The following is an 18,279-nucleotide window of genomic DNA, read 5'->3' on the forward strand; positions in this document are numbered from 1 at the left end:
GGTACATGGACTCGGTATCGAACAGCGGCACCCTGAGTGGCTGGAACCGGCAGCAATCCCGGCGCCACAAGACAGATCTTCTTCATGTCGTATATGCTCCTGTCCTCAGACCAATACCCTCTTCATACGGGGGTTTCGTTGCCAGCACAGCAACGAACACGCGCTTTCCGTCACCCACCCATCGATATGTGGATGTGTCAGGAATATCCAACGAACAAAGGGGCTTGCCCCTCTCCGAGATAACCGGATCAACGGTGCCCCATTGTATCAATACACATGACGGGGGCACATGTCCGTACCACATTAGAGGCCATCTATATTCGCGTCCCCTGCTAACATGACAGCAGCAATATGACAGAGAAGGGCCCTATGAATCCGCTGATTAGCATCGTCGTTCCCGTATACAAGGTGGAGGAGGTTCTGGACCGCTGCGTACAGAGCATCCTCGATCAGACCTATGAGTATTGGGAGGTCATTCTCGTGGACGACGCATCGCCGGATGACAGCCCGGCTCTATGCGACCAGTGGGCGCAGAGGGATTCACGCATCCGAGTCGTCCACCAACACCATGCCGGAGTATCCACGGCACGCAATCGCGGCATTGCCGAGGCCAAGGGGGATTTTCTCGTATTTGTCGACAGCGACGACTTCGTCGACAACGATTATCTCGAATGTCTACTGAAGGCACAGGAACGCACTGGAGCCGATCTGGTCATGTGCTCCGCGGTGTGCGAGGACGACGAGGGCCATCCGAAGCGCACGGATGAAGAATGGACGTTCGACGACATGCCGGAGGATCGTTTGTTCACCGGACGCGAGACGCTACGCTTCCTGTATCGCACCATCGGCGCCGTGCTCTGGGGCAAGCTGTACGTGAAGCGCATCTGGGACACCCTGCGATTCCCGGACGGCAAGATCCACGAGGACGAATTCGTGCTTCACCACGTGTACTTCGCCTGCGAATCCGTTGCCGTGCTGCACCGTAAGCCCTACCACTACATCGACGCCCGTCCGTCGATCATGCACGCCGACTATTCGCTGAAGCGTCTCGACCGTCTGGATGCCAAGATCGACCGTCTGGCATTCTTCACCAAGCACGACGTGGACCGTGATCTGATCGAACGGGAGTTCATCGATCTCAACAAGCACATCATCTGGTCACGCGCACTGCCGTGGAACGCTCCAGAGAACAAGCCACGATTCCGCGAGCTTTTCGCATCCTACCGGTCCATTCCGCTCTCCATTCTTAGCAAGCTTCCCCTGAAGAGCGGCATCAACTACATTGGCACCCGACTGTGCCCGTTCACCTATTGGAGTCTGCACGAACGCGGCAAATAGCCTGTGCGACATGGATGTGGATAGTTCATAGAATCTACCCGTATCCTTTGGAAAGACACCGTTTTCCCTCCCCCATCAATGAGACAGGTCATCAACGCACCATAACGGCGACATCTCCCAACCATCGGGGAATCCCATATCGGACTTCGGAATCTGAGGGTATTTGCTCATCAGGGAAATGAATTTCTTCCTCCATGCCGGCCCGTCAATTTGGGACAGCAGGTAGTTCTCCATGGTAAGGAATGCGGCAGGGCCCGAGGATTTTCGGAAAATATCCCAATCATTACCCCACCAACCCTTCGCGTGGGATCCACTGCGATGCTTCGGGAGTTTTGGCGCTATGCGAATGCTGGATTCGTTCCAGAAACGATCGTGATGCGCAGTCATGTTTCGGGCTTGCCTGATGGTTTCCAACCAATTGGAGAGGATCTTGGCATCGCCTCGCACAGCCGGATTCGGATTGGGATTGAAGATGTGCAGCTTGGTAGCCAACTTCCTCTTGATATGATCGGGGGCACCCTGATAAAAGTTCTCCTTGAGAGTTCCATAGCTCAGACATCCGACGATCATCCAATATGGCGGCAGTGGATCACTATAAGTATTCCGAAAATGTCTGAGGTATGGGAGATTCGATTTTGTGAATGACGAACGCAACGATGAGAGACAGGCCAGATGGGTGTCATAGCTCAGGCCCGGAAGCCCTTCTCGCGTCATATATCCGAATTCACCACCGAATACCGATAGTTCATGAGCAAGGAAGCTCTTGAGATATATCTCGATGGTGACAATGCCATCGAACACCAGCATTCGCAGCTCCTGATCAAACAGGTACCTATCCCAGATATCCTGGAACCGTGTACCTTGGCGAAAGGGTAACGAGCGCTTTGCCGATTCTTCCGATACTGGAGTGAGGAACGGATACCAGTAGCCCTTCAGCCGGAAGTAGCCGACCTGCCCGATTCGGTACTCGAGCAACTCCTGATTCACTCCAGCCAATCCGTTGCCGATGAGTTTGGCCGATAAAACATCCAGAGATTTCGGCGGATGCTGCGGGTAGGGGCGAAGTTGCGGAGCGTCTTTTCCGTTCATCGTTCCTCCGATACGAAAAATGCCACCCTAGTGTGCTTCGACGAGAGGCAGTGGTGGCTTTTAACATCACTAATTATAGTGATAATACAGCCCATTACAAATGACATAGGACACTCCATATATTCAGTGCCCAACAACACACAAATGCACTACATATAGGAGACTCCGTGTCTTTGTACCGCAAAAGGCCGTTGTCTCTCGGTACGTCATAGGAACGTGTACGAACGACACTAGCCATCGGTCGATGCTATCTGCTGGTTTATATGGTCAGCGCCCGTATCGCAACTGGCAGAACCGGAACGGGCAGAGACAGATCAGCAGATAGGCAATCATCGGCTTGATACCGTTCATATGCGCCATCACCTCCGGTGAGAACGGTTTGATCTGGGAAAAGATCTCCCGAAGACGGCGCTTGATGACCGGATCGTTCCAATCCAGGGACTTGACCGCATGCGGCATATCCCAAGTGATCAGATTGAAGGTCACTGCGTACAGCTCCGTATACCCGCGCTTCCGGTAGAAGCGCAGTCTCTGCGCCCACGCCTCGATGCGATCCAGGTTGCGAATCGAATATTCCGTGTGCATGATGCTTCCCGCATTCTGCACATAGTGGTACAGCGAATCAGGAACCAGCACGACGGTCGCGCATTCGGCGAGAATCCGATACGTGGTGAATTCGTCCTCGTGCAGTTTGCCGACTGGGAACCGGATGGTCTTCCACAGTCGTGCGGCATACAGTTTGTTCCATGCCGTCACATAGTCGGCGACGGTGTCGCCGCCCAAACGGGCGAGACACGCTCGACCACTCAGCGTGGTCACGTGATCGGTGATGGTGTGATTATCCGGAGATGCAACAGTCTGGTCATCCTCCTGATGAATCGAGCAGATGACGACCTCGGCATTATTGGCTTGGGCGGCCTCGAGCATCAATCGAATGTAGTCCGGTTCCACGTAGTCGTCGCTGTCCACGAACGCCACATACTCACCGGTCATGGCGTCGATCCCGGTGTTTCGGGCAGCCGACAAACCGCCGTTGGACTGATGGATCACCGAAACGCGGGGGTCCTTCGACGCCCACTCATCGCATTTCTGGGGGCACCCGTCCGGAGAACCATCGTCGACGAGGATGATCTCCAGATTCCGGTAGCTCTGGCCGATGAGGCTGGTCACGCAACGGTCAAGCTGCCGTTCGACCTTGTACACCGGCACGATGACGCTGACCAGCGGCTGGGCATCTCGTACGGCAAGGTGATCTTTGTTATGCATTACGCAGCCTCCGTTTCAGATATGCCTTCCACAACACCTTGCTGTTCAACAGGAACAGCACCTTGAGCTCCCGGGATGATGCGGCCTTCTTCGCGCCTTTCAGACAGAACCCTCGGGACGGCACGTTCGATAGGCGAGTCAGGAACTCCAGCCGCTGCGCCAGCGTGACATTGGATTTCGCGCCGAACGCCGTATCCATGGCCCACAGCACGTCCTCCGCGCAACGCCGCTGCTGGAACGCCAGATTGCCGGCGTTCAGCACCGAACGATCATAGAACGAGAGCAGCCGTTCGTGCAGCACGGCGATATCGTCCGGCTTGCTCGCCCGGAATCCGCGAACCAGACCCGTGGCCTGCTCACGGTAGTCATAGAACGGCAACGAGCCGACCTGCACGCGGCCGCCATGCTTCAGGCAGTCCATCACGAAGATGGAATCCTCGCCGTAGGAGTCCCCCTCACGGAAGCGGACGTCACCGACCCATTCACGGCGAAACAGCTTGCCCCAGCAGGAGTAGAGGAATCCTGCAGCGTCCAGCGAGCACAGCTCGTTCTGACACCGTTCGGAGCGAGCGTCATCGATCGTGTGGAGAACATCGTCTCCGATCACTTCGATCAGCTCGGGGTCAGTGCCCTCACCATGCTCCAGCACGCGCCGATATCCCATGACGTACAGATCCAGCCGGTTACGTTCGCTCTGTTCCACGGCAGTAGCGATGGCGTCATGCTCCAACCAGTCGTCGCTGTCCACGAACATCACGTAGCCGCCGTGCGCCGACCGCAATCCTGCATTGCGGGCCACGGCCACACCCTGATTGCTTTGATGGATCACCTGGGCATTCCTCTGCGCCAGAACCAGATGATCACAGAGCGCCGGACTGCCGTCGGAGGAACCGTCATCGACCAGAACCAGCTCGATGTTCCGGTAGGTCTGCCCCGTTATGCTGTTCACGCACTGCTCCAGATGAGCTTCCGCGTTGTATACCGGCACGACCACCGTGACAAGCGGCTGATCGGTCATGTCTTCCCTCTCCCTCGTCGTGTTCGTCATTTCAGATACGCCCCCCACAGCCAGGCCTGGTTCAGGGCGATCAGCAGCTTCTGGACTCTGGTCATCCACGCATGGCCGAGCGCCGATATCACCATCGGACGTAGGCGGGCGTCGCCGGTCATCTCCATCACATACTGCGCCTTGAGCTCGGCGGAGATACCGGTCGCCCGCTGGATCATCGGGATCACCCATCCGATGTCGTTCGCCATGTTGAACGATAGGTTCTCGCGCACGTGGGGATCGTCGAGATGCTGCTCGAAGAAGTCGAGCTTGGCGTGGTTCGCCTTCACCACATTCAGCGATTTCTCCCTCTTGAACACCGTCGCCATGCCGGAATCCATGTGACGGTAGCCGTACAGCGGTCGCTTGGAGGCATATACGTTCGGCTGCCGTTCCAACGCCGCCAGCACGAAGAGCAGATCCTCTTCATAGACCATGTCGGTCTCGAACCGGAGACCTTCGACGAACTCGCGACTGAACAGCTTGCCCCACGGCGGATTGAGATAGTCCTCACGCAGCAGAACGGACAGCTGCGAATAGTAGTCCGCCGAGCCTGCGGCGATCTCGATGTCGTTCCCGATGACGCTGTCTCGAAGCTGTCGGCCGTTCTCATCGATGTATCGCTTGCCGAAGATCACCAGATCGCAATGACGGTGAACGGCCATATCCACGGAAAACTCCACGGCGTCAGCGTCCAGCAGATCATCGCTATCCACGAACATCACGTAATCACCGTCGGCGCGCTTGAGACCGGCGTTACGTGCACCCGAGGCGCCGGCACCATCGGTCAGATGCACGGCGAGCACACGGTCGTCCCGGCGCGCCCATTCGTCGCACAGCTGCGGACAGGAATCCGGCGAAGCGTCATCGACCAGAATGATCTGGAGATTGCGGTGACTCTGCCCGGTAAGACTGTCTAGACAGTCGTCAAGAAACCGTTCCGCCTTGTACACGGGAACGATGATGCTCACCTTAAGCTGCGATACACCGTTGGACGTCATCGCGCACCATCCTCTCCCCCGACATGATCGAGATAGAACTCCTGAAGGTCATGGGCCACACCAGCCAGATCAAAACCGGCGTCGCGCAGTTCGGCGGAACGATCACGGCGCTCCCCCGCCGACCGGATGCGTTCGTCAAGCGCATGCGCCCAGTGGTTGGGATCCTGCCGCAACGACACGAAGTCGAGCAGATCGGTGACCTTCACCTCTCTGGGCACTACGTCGGCGGATGCAAGACATGGCAGTCCGGCGCACTGCGCCTCAAGATACACGATGCCGAATCCCTCGAAGATGGACGGCAGCACGAACGCGTCCATGGCCTGATACAACTCGTTAACGTCGCTGCGCTCGCCGCCGAGGAACCGCACATGATCGGCGATGCCATACTGCGCCACACGCGCTTCCACGTCGTCACGGAGTTCACCGTCTCCGATGATCAGCAGCACCGACTTCGGGTTCAATGCCAGATACCGCTGAAACACGTCGATGAGAAACACCGGGTTCTTCTGCGGGCGGAGACGACCGCAGAATCCGATCGCGGTGACGTCGTCGTCCAGTCCCAGTTCGGCACGCACACGATCACGAACCTGCTGCGAGTACGCGAACCGGTCGGTCTCGATGCCGTTGCGGATCCACGTATAGGGCTTGCCCGGGAACATGTATTCGGCAGCCAGCGACGAACAGGCGAAGTAGTGCGTGGGATACCGGCCGATGTCGTGGCGGATCTGCGTGTCGCGCACCTTGCGGATCAGCTTGTGCAGCGCATTGCCCTGATCGTCGTTCTGCACACCGGCGTTATGCGAGTGCAGGATGCGCAGCGGAAGCCCGACCTGCGCTGCCTGCTTGATCGGCTCGATGTACGGGAAGTTCGTGTGAACATGGATACCTCGGATCTCCGGATGATCGTTCAGGAAATCCTTCACGCATGTGCTAGCCTTGGTCGGTGAATCGTGACGGGAGTACATGATGCGGAACACGCGACCGCCCATACGTTCGATATCATCCTCGAACGCCATGCGCGGCGCGTCGTGCTCGGCCAGAAAATCGAACTGGATCTTGCTCCTGTCCATGTGGGAATACAAGCCCATGACCAGCACCTCGACGCCGCCACGACCAGCGAGCAGCCCCCAGTGCGCAATCCGGATAGGCTCGTCCGGCGAACCACCGTCGTACGTATTCATCGAATCTCAGTCCTTTGTCTGTGTCTGTTGGTGTTCCCGTGGTTTCGCTGCGGATTCCACGGTTTGACGGGTCGGCGTGAGGGATTAGCGATGCAGCAGCTTGGCGATGATCTTCTTACGCCAGAACTTGGCATCGCCCTTGATGATGGACATCCTGTGCTTGGCCTGCTCCTCGGGACGCTTCCAACGGATCGAGCGGAAGTTCTGGCGGGTGATCTCATCGACCTCCAGCGGCTCGAACGATCCGGGCAGGATCTTGAACGTTGTCATGTTCGCGGGATCGATGCGAACGTCCATGTGGCGACGCTGGAAGTGCATATACATGAGCTCCCTGGTGGCGAACTCCCCCAGTCGCAGATAGCTGCGCTTCAGTACGCCGTCATCCCACGTGTACACGGCGCGCAGCGGCTGCTCGGTCATGAACACGCCCAGCGTGGAATCGAAGTGCGTGAGCTGGAAGATCGAGGACTTCGCATACGTGTTGCCGGAAAGGTCCTGCGTAAAGATCGGGAATCCATGACTAGTGAAGATACGGTTGATGTTCGTAGGCAGATAGCTTTCGTCGAAGGTGAATGCCCGCTCGGACTGCAACACGGTCCGGTACAACGGCTTGCCGTCGAGGTCGAGCATGAACCGCTTGTTGTTCTCTTCGGTGTTGCGCATCATGGAGAGATGGCCGACGACGAAGATCTTGTCGTAGTCGTTCAGCATCTGCTCGGCGATGAAATGGCTGAGCTTGCCGAAGATCAGATCGCAGTCGCAGTATCCCCAGAACCGGTAGTCCTTGAGATACTCCTCGAGGATGTAGCCGTACATGGGTCGCAGATCGCACATCTTGTACGGAGCCTTGAGCGCCACGGGGAAGTCGAATCGGTTCGACACCCGCTTCTGCATGTCGGCGAAGGTCTCATAGTGCACGTGCACGTTGCTTGGGTAGTCGAACTCCGTATGGTCGTCGGTGAACACCAGCCAGTCATACTCAGGATTGGCGCCGCAGGAGTTCAAAAACACCTGAAAATAGTTCGGCAGCTTGCCGTAGTACGGCAGGATGAATGCGCAGAGTCGTTGCTGTTCCATGATGGTCCTCTCTCCTACGATTTACGATTGCCTATGACGATTACGGCGGCTGTGCTTCCCCTGAACGGAATGCGCCGTGGATTTCCCGTGTCCGAGAAGCTGCGGGCAGCATCGGTTGATCAGTTCCGCCACAGGAGTGCACACCAGCAGATTGATCACCAGGGCGAGCAGGCCGCACACGATCTGTGTTCCGGTGCCGGCCGAGCCAACATCGAATCCCAACAGTCCCAGCAGCCAGGGAATCAGCCGCGGATAGATGGCGTCGTTGATGCAGTAGAACACCAGAGTGTTGCGTCCCCAATACCGGAGAATCACATCGGCGACTCCTGCGACGGCACCGCCCCGATGTTGCCGGCTTTCTATCCAATGGCACAGCGCCAGCACCAACCAGATGCCCGCCACCGCGGCCAGAACATAGTAGAAGAAGTTGCCGTATCGGTTCAGATAGGGGTTGATAACGCCTTCCGAGGCACCGTTCAACCACCCACATACGCCCAGTACCGCCAGAGCCGGCAGCATTGTTACAGGCTGCAGCAGCTTATCCTGCAGTTCGGTATCAAACCGACGGAAGATCATGCCCAGAATGAAGAAGGGGAACAACGCGAGCGCGATGTCTCCGCTCCACGGCAGCGCCTTGTGGATCAGCGCGCTGTATGCATACCCCACGATGAGCGTCACACCAGCCATTACGGCATACACCGCCTCGATGTGGTCGATCCGTCTCGCCACGGTCACCAGCACATAGGCGCCTATCTCCATAAGAAACAGGCAGGACAGAAACCATGGCAGCTCGCCGAAACCATAATGCGAGCGCAGATTCACCAGGAACCCCAGCGCGTATTTGGGATAGCTCTGGAATTCTCCCGTTCCCAATCCCGCCAGTTCGGTGATGATGAACGGAATGACGGCCAGCAGCACGCCGGGGATGACCAACGTACGTACACGGTTCCACACGAACTGTCGGAACGTGGGGAATCGCCGCGTGGAGAACACATACCCCGACAGCGCGAAGAACAGCATCATGTCGAAGGACCCGATATACGACGACATCGTCACCGGTAGGGCGCTATGCATCAGAAATACGCCGATGATGGCGATTCCCTTGGCATAGTCGACCCATGCGATTCGTTTCGCTGCCATGATGACTTCTCCTACTTACCCCGCGCGCTGCTCAGCCGCCAGTACAGCTTCGGGAAGTGTGCGAACGCCCACAGCCTGATCTTGCGCGAGCGCGAGACCGTGGGATCCAGATACACCGAGCGGGCGCTGTTTCGCAGCCCGTCGATGCAGCGCTTCACCTGTGCAGGGTCCGGATCCAATCCGATGATCGAATAGAGAACGTCGTAGTATCCCTGCATGACGAAGTAGCCCAGCGCATGACGATCCGTGTAGCCCTGTTGGTACAGGTACTTGGTGCACAGTTCGGCGATGGTGATCTTGTCGAAGCTGTGCTTGTTGATCTTCGCGTGGCTGATGGAGTTCTCACGCTGACGGTACAGGTACAGCGGATCCGGACGGAACGCCAGTCCGCGCATAGCCGGATAGATGCGCGACACCATGTAGTAGTCCTCGGAGTTCAGACCGTCGGGAAAGCGCAGCCCCATACCTCCGTCGCCTTCCTTGCGGAAGAAGCGGGCATCGTAGATGCGGCACCAGATACCGCCGGTCATACCGTCACGATGGTAGAGGAAGCCTTCCACGGCCTCCTGTGCGGTGAAGTCCCGGGCGGGCATGGCATTCGCCATATCGTACTCGGCAAGTGCGCCGTCCTCGCTCATGGTGCGGGTGCCGCACATCACCACATCGGCATCGGTCTCGCGCATGGTCTTCAGCATGCGCTCGTACATGTCCGGTTCGATCTCGTCATCACTGTCCACAAAGCCGACGACATCGCCCTGAATGACATCCAGTCCGGCGTTACGAGCCGACGACAGACCGCCGTTCGGCTTATGGATGACCCGGATACGGGAATCCTTCTTCGCCCACGCGTCGCAGATTGCCGGGCAGCCGTCGGGCGAGCCATCGTCCACGACGATGATCTCCAGATTGCGATAGGTCTGCGCCACAATGCTGCGCAGGCAGTCGTCCAGATAATCCTCGACCTTATATACCGGTACGACGACGCTGATCAGCGGATTCGTCTGTTCCTGAACCATAATCAAATCACCCCTTTGCCGGTCGCATCGACTTGACCGTGGCCACGGCCCATCCGTAGAGACGCAACAGCCATGCACTGCGCCATCGAATCAATTGACTGACGATCGTACGCCGCTTATCGACTGGTTTGATCTCGCTGACGCAATCACGCATCACCGAATCATTGGCAACCATCCGTACGTATTCCCGGCGCCGCCTGCTACGAACCACTCGCTGCGGTCCGTACAGCGCGTTGATCACACGATCCACCTCCAGAACAGTCTGGTTGTCGCACTCGTTGCGCACGGATTCGTCCCACCGCTGGGCCACGGGACGCAGCAGTTCGTAGGCGCGCCTGCGGCTGGCGAACCACTTCGGATTGAACGTGGACTGTGCGCTGCCGTCACGGGCGATGTAGTGGTAGAGCGGCACATCCACCAACGCCACACGGTCGGAGGCCGCATACAGCGGCATGTTGAACACCAGATCCTCGCCATACCGCACATCTTCAGGGAATGTGGCACCGATCTGACGAATCAGGTCAGCCGAGAACAGTTTGTTCCATGGCGGACACACGTATTCGTTCCGGCTGAGTTCCGCGTACTTCCGTCGGAACTCCTCGTTGGACGTCACGCCGAACGGCGTCATGTGATTGCGTCGCTGCGATGTGAGTTTTCCGTGCTCCAACTGATCGACCGTATTGGAAAAGAACACGATCTGGTAATCTCCCGTGCGAGCGCAGGAGACGACGGTGCTCACTGCGTTGGCGTCCAGCGTGTCGTCGCCGTCGACGAACAGCACGTACTCGCCGGCCACTTTCTTGAGCCCTGCATTTCGTGCGGCGGATACCCCGGCGTTGCTCTGATGGATGACCTCGATGCGGGAGTCTTTCGCTGCCCATTCGTCGCAGATGGAGGCGGACCCATCCGTGGAGCCGTCGTCGACGAGGAGAATCTGCAGATTGTCGTACGTCTGCCCGACGATGCTCCCCACGCACGGGTTCAGATAATCGCTCACGTTATATACGGGAACGATTATGGACACCTTGGGTTCACTGTTCAACGACATGGATGAATCATTCTCCTTCTCCGGTGTGCACGTCACGACGATTGGGCTTGCGGATGGGACTCGGTGGGGTTCACTCCGCTTCCCGGTAGAGCGATGTCAGCAGCTGCTTCCACATGTCCACGATGTTCGCAAGATTGAACTTGCCGGTGTACAGCACGGTGTTCTCGCTCATATCGCGGCGCAGGTCGGCGTTGTCGACGAGCTCGTTCACGCGTTCGGCGAGCGCGGGGATGTCCCCGTCGGGCACCAGATAGCCGTTCATGGAATCGTTGACGATCTCGGCGGGACCGGTCAGGCAATCGAAGCTGACGATGGGAAGATGGTAGGCCTTGGCCTCCAGCAGCACCATGGGCAGCCCCTCGAATCGAGAGCTCAGCACGAACATGGCGGCCTTGCGGTAGTACTCGTCCATGTTCTCCACGCGGCCTTTGAGGATCAGCTGGTCCTGTAGTTCGGCGGCTTTGATTTGTTCCTCGAGCTTGGGCCGGTCCTCACCTTCGCCGAGGATCAGCCACGTCCATTCGGGGTGCTTGGGCAGCACATCGGCGGCGGCCTGCACGAGCAGGTCGAAGCCTTTCTGGTAGGTCAGTCGGCCGGAGCTGATGATGGTCGTGGAGGTCTGATCATAGACCGGCTCGGGCTCGGGGTTCCGCATCGGGTTGGCGATGGCGATGACCGGGCAGTCCGGGTCGACGTTCTCCTCATAGAGGTGCTTGTCGGCTTCGGTGAGCGTGACGATGGCGTCTGCCTTGCGCGCGGCCCAGCGACGGGTGAGCTTGCGGTATGGCACACCCGGGTTCTGCAGATAGTTGAAGTGTTCCCAGGAGATGACCTTCACACCGGTGCGCTTTTTGAGCGGCAGCGAATACATGTCGAGTATGCCGTCGATGTCGATAAGGATGCCGACATGCTGTTCGGTGACGATGCTGCGCAGTCGCCTGCACGTATCGAAGTAGTGCTGGATGCCGTGCGTGACGGTCGGGTACACGGTGTGGCGGTCGATGCGCTCGTCGATGTCGAAGAACGGCTTGTCGGCCGCCTCGAACAGACTGATGAACGAGACCCTGTAATCGGGGTCCTTCACCAGCTCGTTTGCGATCATCACGGACACGTTCTCCGTACCGCCGGAGCGGGTGATATCACCGGAGAAGAATGCGATGTTGTGCATTGTCGTTGTTTCGTTCACGCTTGGCCTTCCAACATGCCCTTGATCATGCGTTCCTCCTTGGTCAGGGGGATACGTTGCAAAGGATTCAGAATAAGCAGCAGCAGCACCGGGAATGTAGCCGATTCATGACGGGTCCAGGAACCGAAATCCGGCTCGAACAATGCCGATGCCAGAACATATCCGATAAACACGCAGATGGCGATGAACAGTGAGGCATCGTGCACCTGATTGATCTTGCGGATCAGATTCAGCATGTACGCAGTCACCATGATCTGGAATACGAAGAACGGCAGGTAGGAGGCTCCTCGGATCACTAGCTCAAATGGCAGCAGCATACGCAGCAGATTGAGCACGTAGTTGATCATGAAGATTGGCAGGCTTTCGCCCGGGATCCAATTATGGATGGCGGTGTTCATATTGCCGCCGTTGTTCTCGCCGAAGGCGTCATCATAACCGGCACGAAGCTGAATGATCTGTGTGTATTCGTCAGGCATGATCGCACGAGATACGATCATCATCGCATAGATCGAAGCGAACAACAGCAGAATGATCCAGCCGACCGATCCAATGCCCAGCTGTTCCCGAGAGCGGAAGAACAGAAGAATCGCATACACGACTAGGATAAGTGCGGCGATCAGAATATAGTATTCGCGGAAGAACGTGCTCTCGTAATACAGCACGGCCGCACTGCCGAGAACCTTCACCACCGAATTCTTGACCGGCAATGTAAGGATCACATATACCGCGAAAAAGAACGCGAACTGAATGATGTCCTTGCCGATGTTGAACACGTAAATGTTCAAAAGGCCGACTGTTGCCAGAATGAACAACGTCTGCAAGAGGTCCGGGGCACCGGCCCGAATCACCATGGCAAAGACCAGAATGGAGAAGATCAATCCCATGAAGATCGTCCATTGGATCATGGTGCGGAATTCCAGAACGTTGATTTTGGCAAACAGATCGGCGGCGACCTGATACGAACCCGCCCAGGCCGTATCGCCAGCCGTGCCGTTCATCATGTTCAGAATTCGATTGTTATCGAAGAAGTACTTATCCGGCAGCAAGAACACGACCATGAGCTTGGCCACGATCATCACGGGGAAGATCATGCCCAGCAGTACGTTCTTGTTATGGAAGTCCATCTGGGCAAGCTGATCTTCAGCGTCCGCACGCTCTTTGTCGCTCAGTTGGATTCCCTGAGTCTCATCCGTCTGGGCGGAATGACTGTGTGCGCCCCTCCTCGCCATTCAGCGACCTCCCTTGGACTTCTTCGCCGCGCGGGCGCGTTCGATCGCCTCGCCCTTGGCGAGCGCGTTGAGGTAGAACTCCTGCAACCACTGCGCATTGGCCACGATGTCGTAGCCGGCCTCGGTAACCGCATCGGCACCCTTGGTACGGGCCTCGCCGGTCGTTCCGGACTCCACGGCCTTGTCGTACTGTGCGAGCACGCTATTCGCCCAGTCATCGGGGCTGGCGTCGAGCGCCACGATCTGCACGTTGCCGGTCACGTCGCACTGGCTGGGCACCTTGTCGGAAATAGTGCACGGCAGTCCGGCGGACTGGGCCTCGATCATGGTCATCGGGAAACCCTCGTACAGGGACGGCAGGATGAACGAGTCCATGCCCTGCATCAGGCGGTTCACGTCGGTACGCACACCGGTGAACACCACGCTGTCGTCGAGACCGAGCTCATGGACCTTGGCCTTCACCTGGTTCTTGAGGCTGTCGTCGAGCTCGCCGCCACCGACCAGCCACAGCTGACTGTTCGGGCGCTGGCGGTGCACAGCGGCAAAGATGTCAACAAGCTGCATGTGGTTCTTCTGCGGGAAGAAACGACCCACGTGGCCGAGCACGAAACAGTCCTCGGGCACGTTGAACTCGGCACGCACTTCGGCGGCAGTCTTTGGATCGTAACGGTACTGGGCGGTGTCCACGGCGTTGCGCTGCTGGATCACGCGCTTGCGGTTCTTCACACCGAACAGCCAGTCGCCGGCCTCCTGGCCGCACGCGAACATGTGCGTCACGTACGGGGGCAGACGGAAGCGGAAGTATTCGCGCACGATGGACTTGAGGTCGAAGCCGACCGGGCGGTTGTGCGCGTGGGCGATGCGCACCGGAATGCCCATCTCCTTGGCGATGCGCAGCGCGAAGTAGCTGCGCTCCTCAAGGTTCGAGTGGATGATCCGGTATTCCGGATGCTTCTTGAGAAACGCACGGAACTGACGCTTGTACTTGGCGAAGTCCTGCGGATACAGCGGACACATGCGGTACACCTTGCCGCCGAGCCTGGCGATCTCGTCCTCGTAGGCGGCATGGTAGTCGCGGTTGACAAGGAAGTCGTACTGCACCTTGCTGCGGTCCATGTGACGCAGATAGTTCATGGTCATGGTCTCGGCGCCACCTCGATCCATCACGGTGTCGAGGACCAGCACCTTCACGGGCTTGTTGGTTTCCGTAGCGCTCATCGCCTGATCTCCTCCATGCTCAGCTTCGCGTCCTGTCGCACGATCACGTTGCTCGGCACGTCCTGTGCCACCACGCAGCCGGCGCCGATCACCACGTTGTCGCCGATGGTTACGCCCTTGAGGATCGTCACGTTGGAGCCGATCCAGCAGTGTTCGCCGATCGTCACCGGAGCCTCCGTGTATCCCTGATCCTTAATCGGCAGGGTCGGGTCGGCGAAACGATGGTTGTGGTCGTAGATGCGCACGTTCTCGCCAAAGATCGTGCCATCGCCGATGCTGATCGCCTTGCGGGCGTGCAGCGCGCAGAAATCGTTGAAGAACACGTCGTCTCCGAGCGTCACCTTGGCGCCGTTCTCGACAGTCAGCTGGAACGCGCGACGCATGTGGAACCGCTTGCCGTAGCGGAATCCGCCGCCGAACACCACGCGGTAGAACCACTTCAGTATCAGTCCGGTGAACCGGTACCAGGCTTTGATCAGGATCACTGCCGTTCCTCTCGTCTCGTTCTCATCTGGTTATCTCACGCCGCCATCTCCGTCAGGCGCGGTATTCCTTGGTGATGCTGTCCAGCATCTGCTGTTCGGTAAATCGGTCGTAATAGGTCTGTTTCACATGCTGGGTGAGTGCGCCGGTTTCAGGACGCAGATCCAGCACCTTCTTCAGCATCTTGGCGCCCTCGTCCGGCTTCCGAACACCGAACAGTTCGCCGTTCACGTGGGGAATCACCACCTCGTCGTTGCCGGTCGTACGCGTGGCGACGATCGGCACGCCAGCCCGCAGAGCCTCGACCAGTGAATACGGCATGCCCTCGTACAGCGACGACAGCAGATACACGTCGAACGCCGGCACCAGTATGTCGGCGTCGCTGCGGTAGCCGAACAGATGGATGTTCTTCTCCAAACCGTTCTCGGCGATGTACCGCTTCACCTTGTCCACGAAGTCCGGCTCGCCTTCTCCGATGTACGCGAAATGCACGTTCGGATTGGCGGCGATCGTTCGCTTGGCGATCCGCATGAACGTCATCGGATCCTTACGCTCGTTCAGCCACGCGCAGCAGCCCACGACGGGGGCGTCGTCCGGAACCACGCCACGCAGTCCCAGTCGTTCACGCGCCTCAAGACGTGACGGCATGTCGATGTCCGGCAGACCGTTGTAGATCACACGGAACTTGTCGGGACGATCGATGTGATGTTTCAACGCGTTGCGATACTCGCCGCGACTCACGTTGAATGTGCGCGTAGTGGCGTGACGGCTGGCCCAACGTTCCATCAGAATGAACGCGTCACGCTTGAGCGTGGAGAACTCCGGGGCATCGAACGCGTAGGCGTGCGGCGTATAGAAGACCTTTGGGACGCGCTCCTGATGCGCTGCGATACGACCAACGAATCCAGCGATCGAGCTATGACAATGCACAATATCGGGCTGAACATTGTGGATGATCGCGCGAAGCTCCCTGATTGCCGCGGTGGTGGTCTTCAACCCGATGGACCGCTGCATACTCGGAACCAGAATCAGTCGAGCTTTCCTGGCCAGCTCATCCTTCTGCTGTTCAAATACGTGATCGTAACGCTCTCCATACACCAGCGTGATGTCATACTGTTCCGGATCGAGACCGTTGATCAGCTGCAGCACATGGGTACGTACGCCGCCACCAACCGTCTCGACGATAAACATCAGCTTTTGCTTCATCATTCCACCCTGCATGGGAGGAAGGCGTCCTTCATCACCACCTAGACACCTTCCTCCCCATGCTTTCGCTATCAGTGGTCTAATTGAAGACCTGATTTACTTGTTGCTAGACGTGGTTCGGGCCGAACGTTTGCCATCGGACTTGGCCTTGACATCCTTCGTTCCGGACTTTGCTTGCTTTTCGGATTCCTCGTAGTAGTAGTAATTGCCCTTGCGGCTGTGCTCATGGGCCACACGGTTGAATGCGACACCGGAGATCTTGGCACGGGACACCTTGAGCTCACGGGCAACGTCGCGAAGCACCTTCTTGCTTCCCACGGTCTGGGACACCACCAGCAACAGCGTTGCGCCATTGCGGGCGAACAACGATGCGTCGTTCGACACCTGAATAGGGGCGGTATCGATAATCACGTGATCATAATGCTTTGCGGCCTGATCAATCATGTTCTCCATAACGGAGGAACTCAGGATCACGCTGGCGGCGGCCTCGTTATCCTCGACCGGCAGCACCTGAAGTTCCGGCTTCCAGTACTTCTGTACGGCGGTCTGGGCATCCACCTGATTGGTGAGCATCTGGATCAGACCTACACCATTGCTGACGCCGAGTCCCTTGGCCACGGACGGGTGACGAACATCGGCATCAATCAGCAGTACGCTTTCGCCCTTCTCCGCAAAGGCAGCGGCAAGATTCACGGAAATCGTGGTCTTGCCCTCTCCCGGCATGGCAGACGTCACGACGAGAACGTTGCTACGTGTTCCCCTATTGTCACGCACAAACGACAAGTTGGTGGCCAGTCGGCGGAATTCCTCGGCGGCATGACCACGCGGCTTGACGATCACCGCCGGGGTACGACCGGCAAGAGTCGGGCTCTTCGGAACGGAAGACAGGATCGGAGCGGTGATGATGGCTTGAATGTCGGCCTTTGTCCGCACACTGTTATCGGACATTTCGCGGATAACCGCACCGGCAGCCGCCACGATCAATGCAGCGACCACTCCGATAACCATATTGCCCTTGACATTCGGAGACGATGGAGCCGACGGCACCACCGGCTTCTGAATGATGGACAGCTGGATGCCACTCGAACCATCACTGGTGATCTGCTTATTGAGCTGCTTGACCAGCTCGTTCAGGATCGCCACGGAATCGTTCGGATCGGTGTAGGTCACGGTCATATTGACGAATGCCGAACCATCGGAGACATATGCCGAAACGTTGTTACGCAGGTTCGTGACCGTAGTGTGAAGACCAAGATTGTCGACCACCGGTTCGAGCACGGCATCCGACTGCACCAGCTGAGCATAGCCGGTCAGCGGGGACGCGGTACCACTCGCAGCACCCGTGGTCATCGCACCATCGGAATTCTTGGCCATCAGCTGCGCTTGGGTGGTGTACATCGGCGTGACCGTGAACGTATAGCCGGCCATACCCCCAACCACGACGACGAAAAGGATGATCTCCAGCAGCCAATGCCGCTTCAACGCACGGAGCAGGTCCGATACAGTCATGTTCTCTCTTCACCTACTTAAGGAAAGCAAACAGTTCAGTTCATTAGTCCGCAACCGCATCCGTCGATTGCACCTTTCCACAGGATACTCTTAGCAGTTACCAAATATGGGGGTGTACGTGAACTCTTTACATACGAGGGTATTTCCATGACCACCTCATCAGTCGGTCTTCGACTGACAGCTTCCCCTCGAGGGGAAGCATGGCTCCCCTCAGTCCGCTTTGCGGACAGCTCCCCTCATAGAG

16 protein-coding genes are annotated in these 18,279 nt (G+C 57.8%); 1 reads left to right on the forward strand and 15 read right to left on the reverse strand.

Annotated features, from left to right (window positions below; genetic code table 11):
• The first annotated feature begins 369 nt into the window (after positions 1–369).
• Positions 370–1,338, forward strand: a complete 969-nt coding sequence (locus D2E23_RS05015; protein WP_164520688.1) for a glycosyltransferase family 2 protein — start codon at positions 370–372, stop codon at positions 1,336–1,338.
• Positions 1,339–1,413: 75 nt separating this feature from the next.
• Here D2E23_RS05015 and D2E23_RS05020 read toward each other — a convergent pair whose 3' ends face one another.
• The 15 genes from D2E23_RS05020 to D2E23_RS05090 all read right to left on the reverse strand — a co-directional run bounded on the left by D2E23_RS05020 (position 1,414) and on the right by D2E23_RS05090 (position 18,035).
• Positions 1,414–2,427, reverse strand: coding sequence for an Abi family protein (locus D2E23_RS05020; protein ID WP_126029897.1), 1,014 nt, complete (start codon positions 2,425–2,427; stop codon positions 1,414–1,416).
• 267 nt (positions 2,428–2,694) lie between these two features.
• A complete protein-coding gene (locus tag D2E23_RS05025; RefSeq protein ID WP_126029898.1) occupies positions 2,695–3,693 on the reverse strand; it encodes a glycosyltransferase family 2 protein in 999 nt (332 codons plus the stop codon).
• Positions 3,686–4,711: a glycosyltransferase family 2 protein gene (locus D2E23_RS05030; protein WP_164520689.1), complete on the reverse strand. Its 1,026-nt coding sequence runs from the start codon at positions 4,709–4,711 to the stop codon at positions 3,686–3,688. Before D2E23_RS05030 ends, D2E23_RS05025 begins: the two co-directional genes overlap by 8 nt.
• A gap of 26 nt (positions 4,712–4,737) precedes the next feature.
• Positions 4,738–5,742 (reverse strand): glycosyltransferase family 2 protein, encoded by a 1,005-nt coding sequence (locus tag D2E23_RS05035; protein ID WP_126029900.1) that lies wholly within the window; start codon positions 5,740–5,742, stop codon positions 4,738–4,740.
• The gene (locus D2E23_RS05040) at positions 5,739–6,923 is read right to left on the reverse strand and encodes a glycosyltransferase (RefSeq protein WP_126029901.1); all 1,185 of its coding nucleotides are present in this window, start codon (positions 6,921–6,923) and stop codon (positions 5,739–5,741) included. Before D2E23_RS05040 ends, D2E23_RS05035 begins: the two co-directional genes overlap by 4 nt.
• An 84-nt stretch (positions 6,924–7,007) precedes the next feature.
• Positions 7,008–8,000, reverse strand: a complete 993-nt coding sequence (locus D2E23_RS05045; protein ID WP_126029902.1) for a DUF6625 family protein — start codon at positions 7,998–8,000, stop codon at positions 7,008–7,010.
• A gap of 21 nt (positions 8,001–8,021) precedes the next feature.
• Positions 8,022–9,140: an acyltransferase family protein gene (locus tag D2E23_RS05050; RefSeq protein WP_126029903.1), complete on the reverse strand. Its 1,119-nt coding sequence runs from the start codon at positions 9,138–9,140 to the stop codon at positions 8,022–8,024.
• A gap of 11 nt (positions 9,141–9,151) precedes the next feature.
• Positions 9,152–10,156 carry a glycosyltransferase family 2 protein gene (locus tag D2E23_RS05055; protein ID WP_126029904.1) on the reverse strand — a complete coding sequence of 335 codons (1,005 nt, stop codon included), beginning with the start codon at positions 10,154–10,156 and terminating at the stop codon, positions 9,152–9,154.
• 7 nt (positions 10,157–10,163) lie between these two features.
• Positions 10,164–11,204: a glycosyltransferase family 2 protein gene (locus D2E23_RS05060; protein WP_126029905.1), complete on the reverse strand. Its 1,041-nt coding sequence runs from the start codon at positions 11,202–11,204 to the stop codon at positions 10,164–10,166.
• 70 nt (positions 11,205–11,274) lie between these two features.
• On the reverse strand, positions 11,275–12,372 hold the full coding sequence (locus D2E23_RS05065; RefSeq protein ID WP_126029906.1) for a glycosyltransferase family 4 protein: 1,098 nt from the start codon (positions 12,370–12,372) through the stop codon (positions 11,275–11,277).
• 14 nt (positions 12,373–12,386) lie between these two features.
• On the reverse strand, positions 12,387–13,466 hold the full coding sequence (locus D2E23_RS05070; protein WP_241227231.1) for a hypothetical protein: 1,080 nt from the start codon (positions 13,464–13,466) through the stop codon (positions 12,387–12,389).
• Positions 13,467–13,619: 153 nt separating this feature from the next.
• The gene (locus tag D2E23_RS05075; protein ID WP_126029907.1) at positions 13,620–14,837 is read right to left on the reverse strand and encodes a glycosyltransferase family 1 protein; all 1,218 of its coding nucleotides are present in this window, start codon (positions 14,835–14,837) and stop codon (positions 13,620–13,622) included.
• On the reverse strand, positions 14,834–15,322 hold the full coding sequence (locus tag D2E23_RS05080) for an acyltransferase (protein ID WP_126029908.1): 489 nt from the start codon (positions 15,320–15,322) through the stop codon (positions 14,834–14,836). The genes D2E23_RS05075 and D2E23_RS05080 overlap by 4 nt, the downstream gene beginning before the upstream one ends.
• A gap of 52 nt (positions 15,323–15,374) precedes the next feature.
• On the reverse strand, positions 15,375–16,529 hold the full coding sequence (locus D2E23_RS05085) for a glycosyltransferase (protein ID WP_241227221.1): 1,155 nt from the start codon (positions 16,527–16,529) through the stop codon (positions 15,375–15,377).
• Positions 16,530–16,622: 93 nt separating this feature from the next.
• Positions 16,623–18,035, reverse strand: coding sequence for a polysaccharide biosynthesis tyrosine autokinase (locus tag D2E23_RS05090; RefSeq protein ID WP_126029909.1), 1,413 nt, complete (start codon positions 18,033–18,035; stop codon positions 16,623–16,625).
• Positions 18,036–18,279 lie beyond the last annotated feature (244 nt).

It is taken from the genome of Bifidobacterium callimiconis, from assembly GCF_003952005.1.
GTDB lineage: Bacteria > Actinomycetota > Actinomycetes > Actinomycetales > Bifidobacteriaceae > Galliscardovia > Galliscardovia callimiconis.

Excerpts from the sequence above, each read along its gene's own strand:
- D2E23_RS05070 (WP_241227231.1), bottom strand. The coding sequence starts at position 13,466 with ATGATCGTGGCCAAGCTCATGGTCGTGTTCTTGCTGCCGGATAAGTAC.
- D2E23_RS05055 (WP_126029904.1), bottom strand. The coding sequence starts at position 10,156 with ATGGTTCAGGAACAGACGAATCCGCTGATCAGCGTCGTCGTACCGGTA.
- D2E23_RS05035 (WP_126029900.1), bottom strand. The coding sequence starts at position 5,742 with ATGACGTCCAACGGTGTATCGCAGCTTAAGGTGAGCATCATCGTTCCC.
- D2E23_RS05085 (WP_241227221.1), bottom strand. The coding sequence starts at position 16,529 with ATGATGAAGCAAAAGCTGATGTTTATCGTCGAGACGGTTGGTGGCGGC.
- D2E23_RS05040 (WP_126029901.1), bottom strand. The coding sequence starts at position 6,923 with ATGAATACGTACGACGGTGGTTCGCCGGACGAGCCTATCCGGATTGCG.
- D2E23_RS05075 (WP_126029907.1), bottom strand. The coding sequence starts at position 14,837 with ATGAGCGCTACGGAAACCAACAAGCCCGTGAAGGTGCTGGTCCTCGAC.
- D2E23_RS05060 (WP_126029905.1), bottom strand. The coding sequence starts at position 11,204 with ATGTCGTTGAACAGTGAACCCAAGGTGTCCATAATCGTTCCCGTATAT.
- D2E23_RS05065 (WP_126029906.1), bottom strand. The coding sequence starts at position 12,372 with ATGCACAACATCGCATTCTTCTCCGGTGATATCACCCGCTCCGGCGGT.
- D2E23_RS05025 (WP_126029898.1), bottom strand. The coding sequence starts at position 3,693 with ATGCATAACAAAGATCACCTTGCCGTACGAGATGCCCAGCCGCTGGTC.
- D2E23_RS05020 (WP_126029897.1), bottom strand. The coding sequence starts at position 2,427 with ATGAACGGAAAAGACGCTCCGCAACTTCGCCCCTACCCGCAGCATCCG.
- D2E23_RS05030 (WP_164520689.1), bottom strand. The coding sequence starts at position 4,711 with ATGACCGATCAGCCGCTTGTCACGGTGGTCGTGCCGGTATACAACGCG.
- D2E23_RS05015 (WP_164520688.1), top strand. The coding sequence starts at position 370 with ATGAATCCGCTGATTAGCATCGTCGTTCCCGTATACAAGGTGGAGGAG.
- D2E23_RS05045 (WP_126029902.1), bottom strand. The coding sequence starts at position 8,000 with ATGGAACAGCAACGACTCTGCGCATTCATCCTGCCGTACTACGGCAAG.
- D2E23_RS05050 (WP_126029903.1), bottom strand. The coding sequence starts at position 9,140 with ATGGCAGCGAAACGAATCGCATGGGTCGACTATGCCAAGGGAATCGCC.
- D2E23_RS05090 (WP_126029909.1), bottom strand. The coding sequence starts at position 18,035 with ATGACTGTATCGGACCTGCTCCGTGCGTTGAAGCGGCATTGGCTGCTG.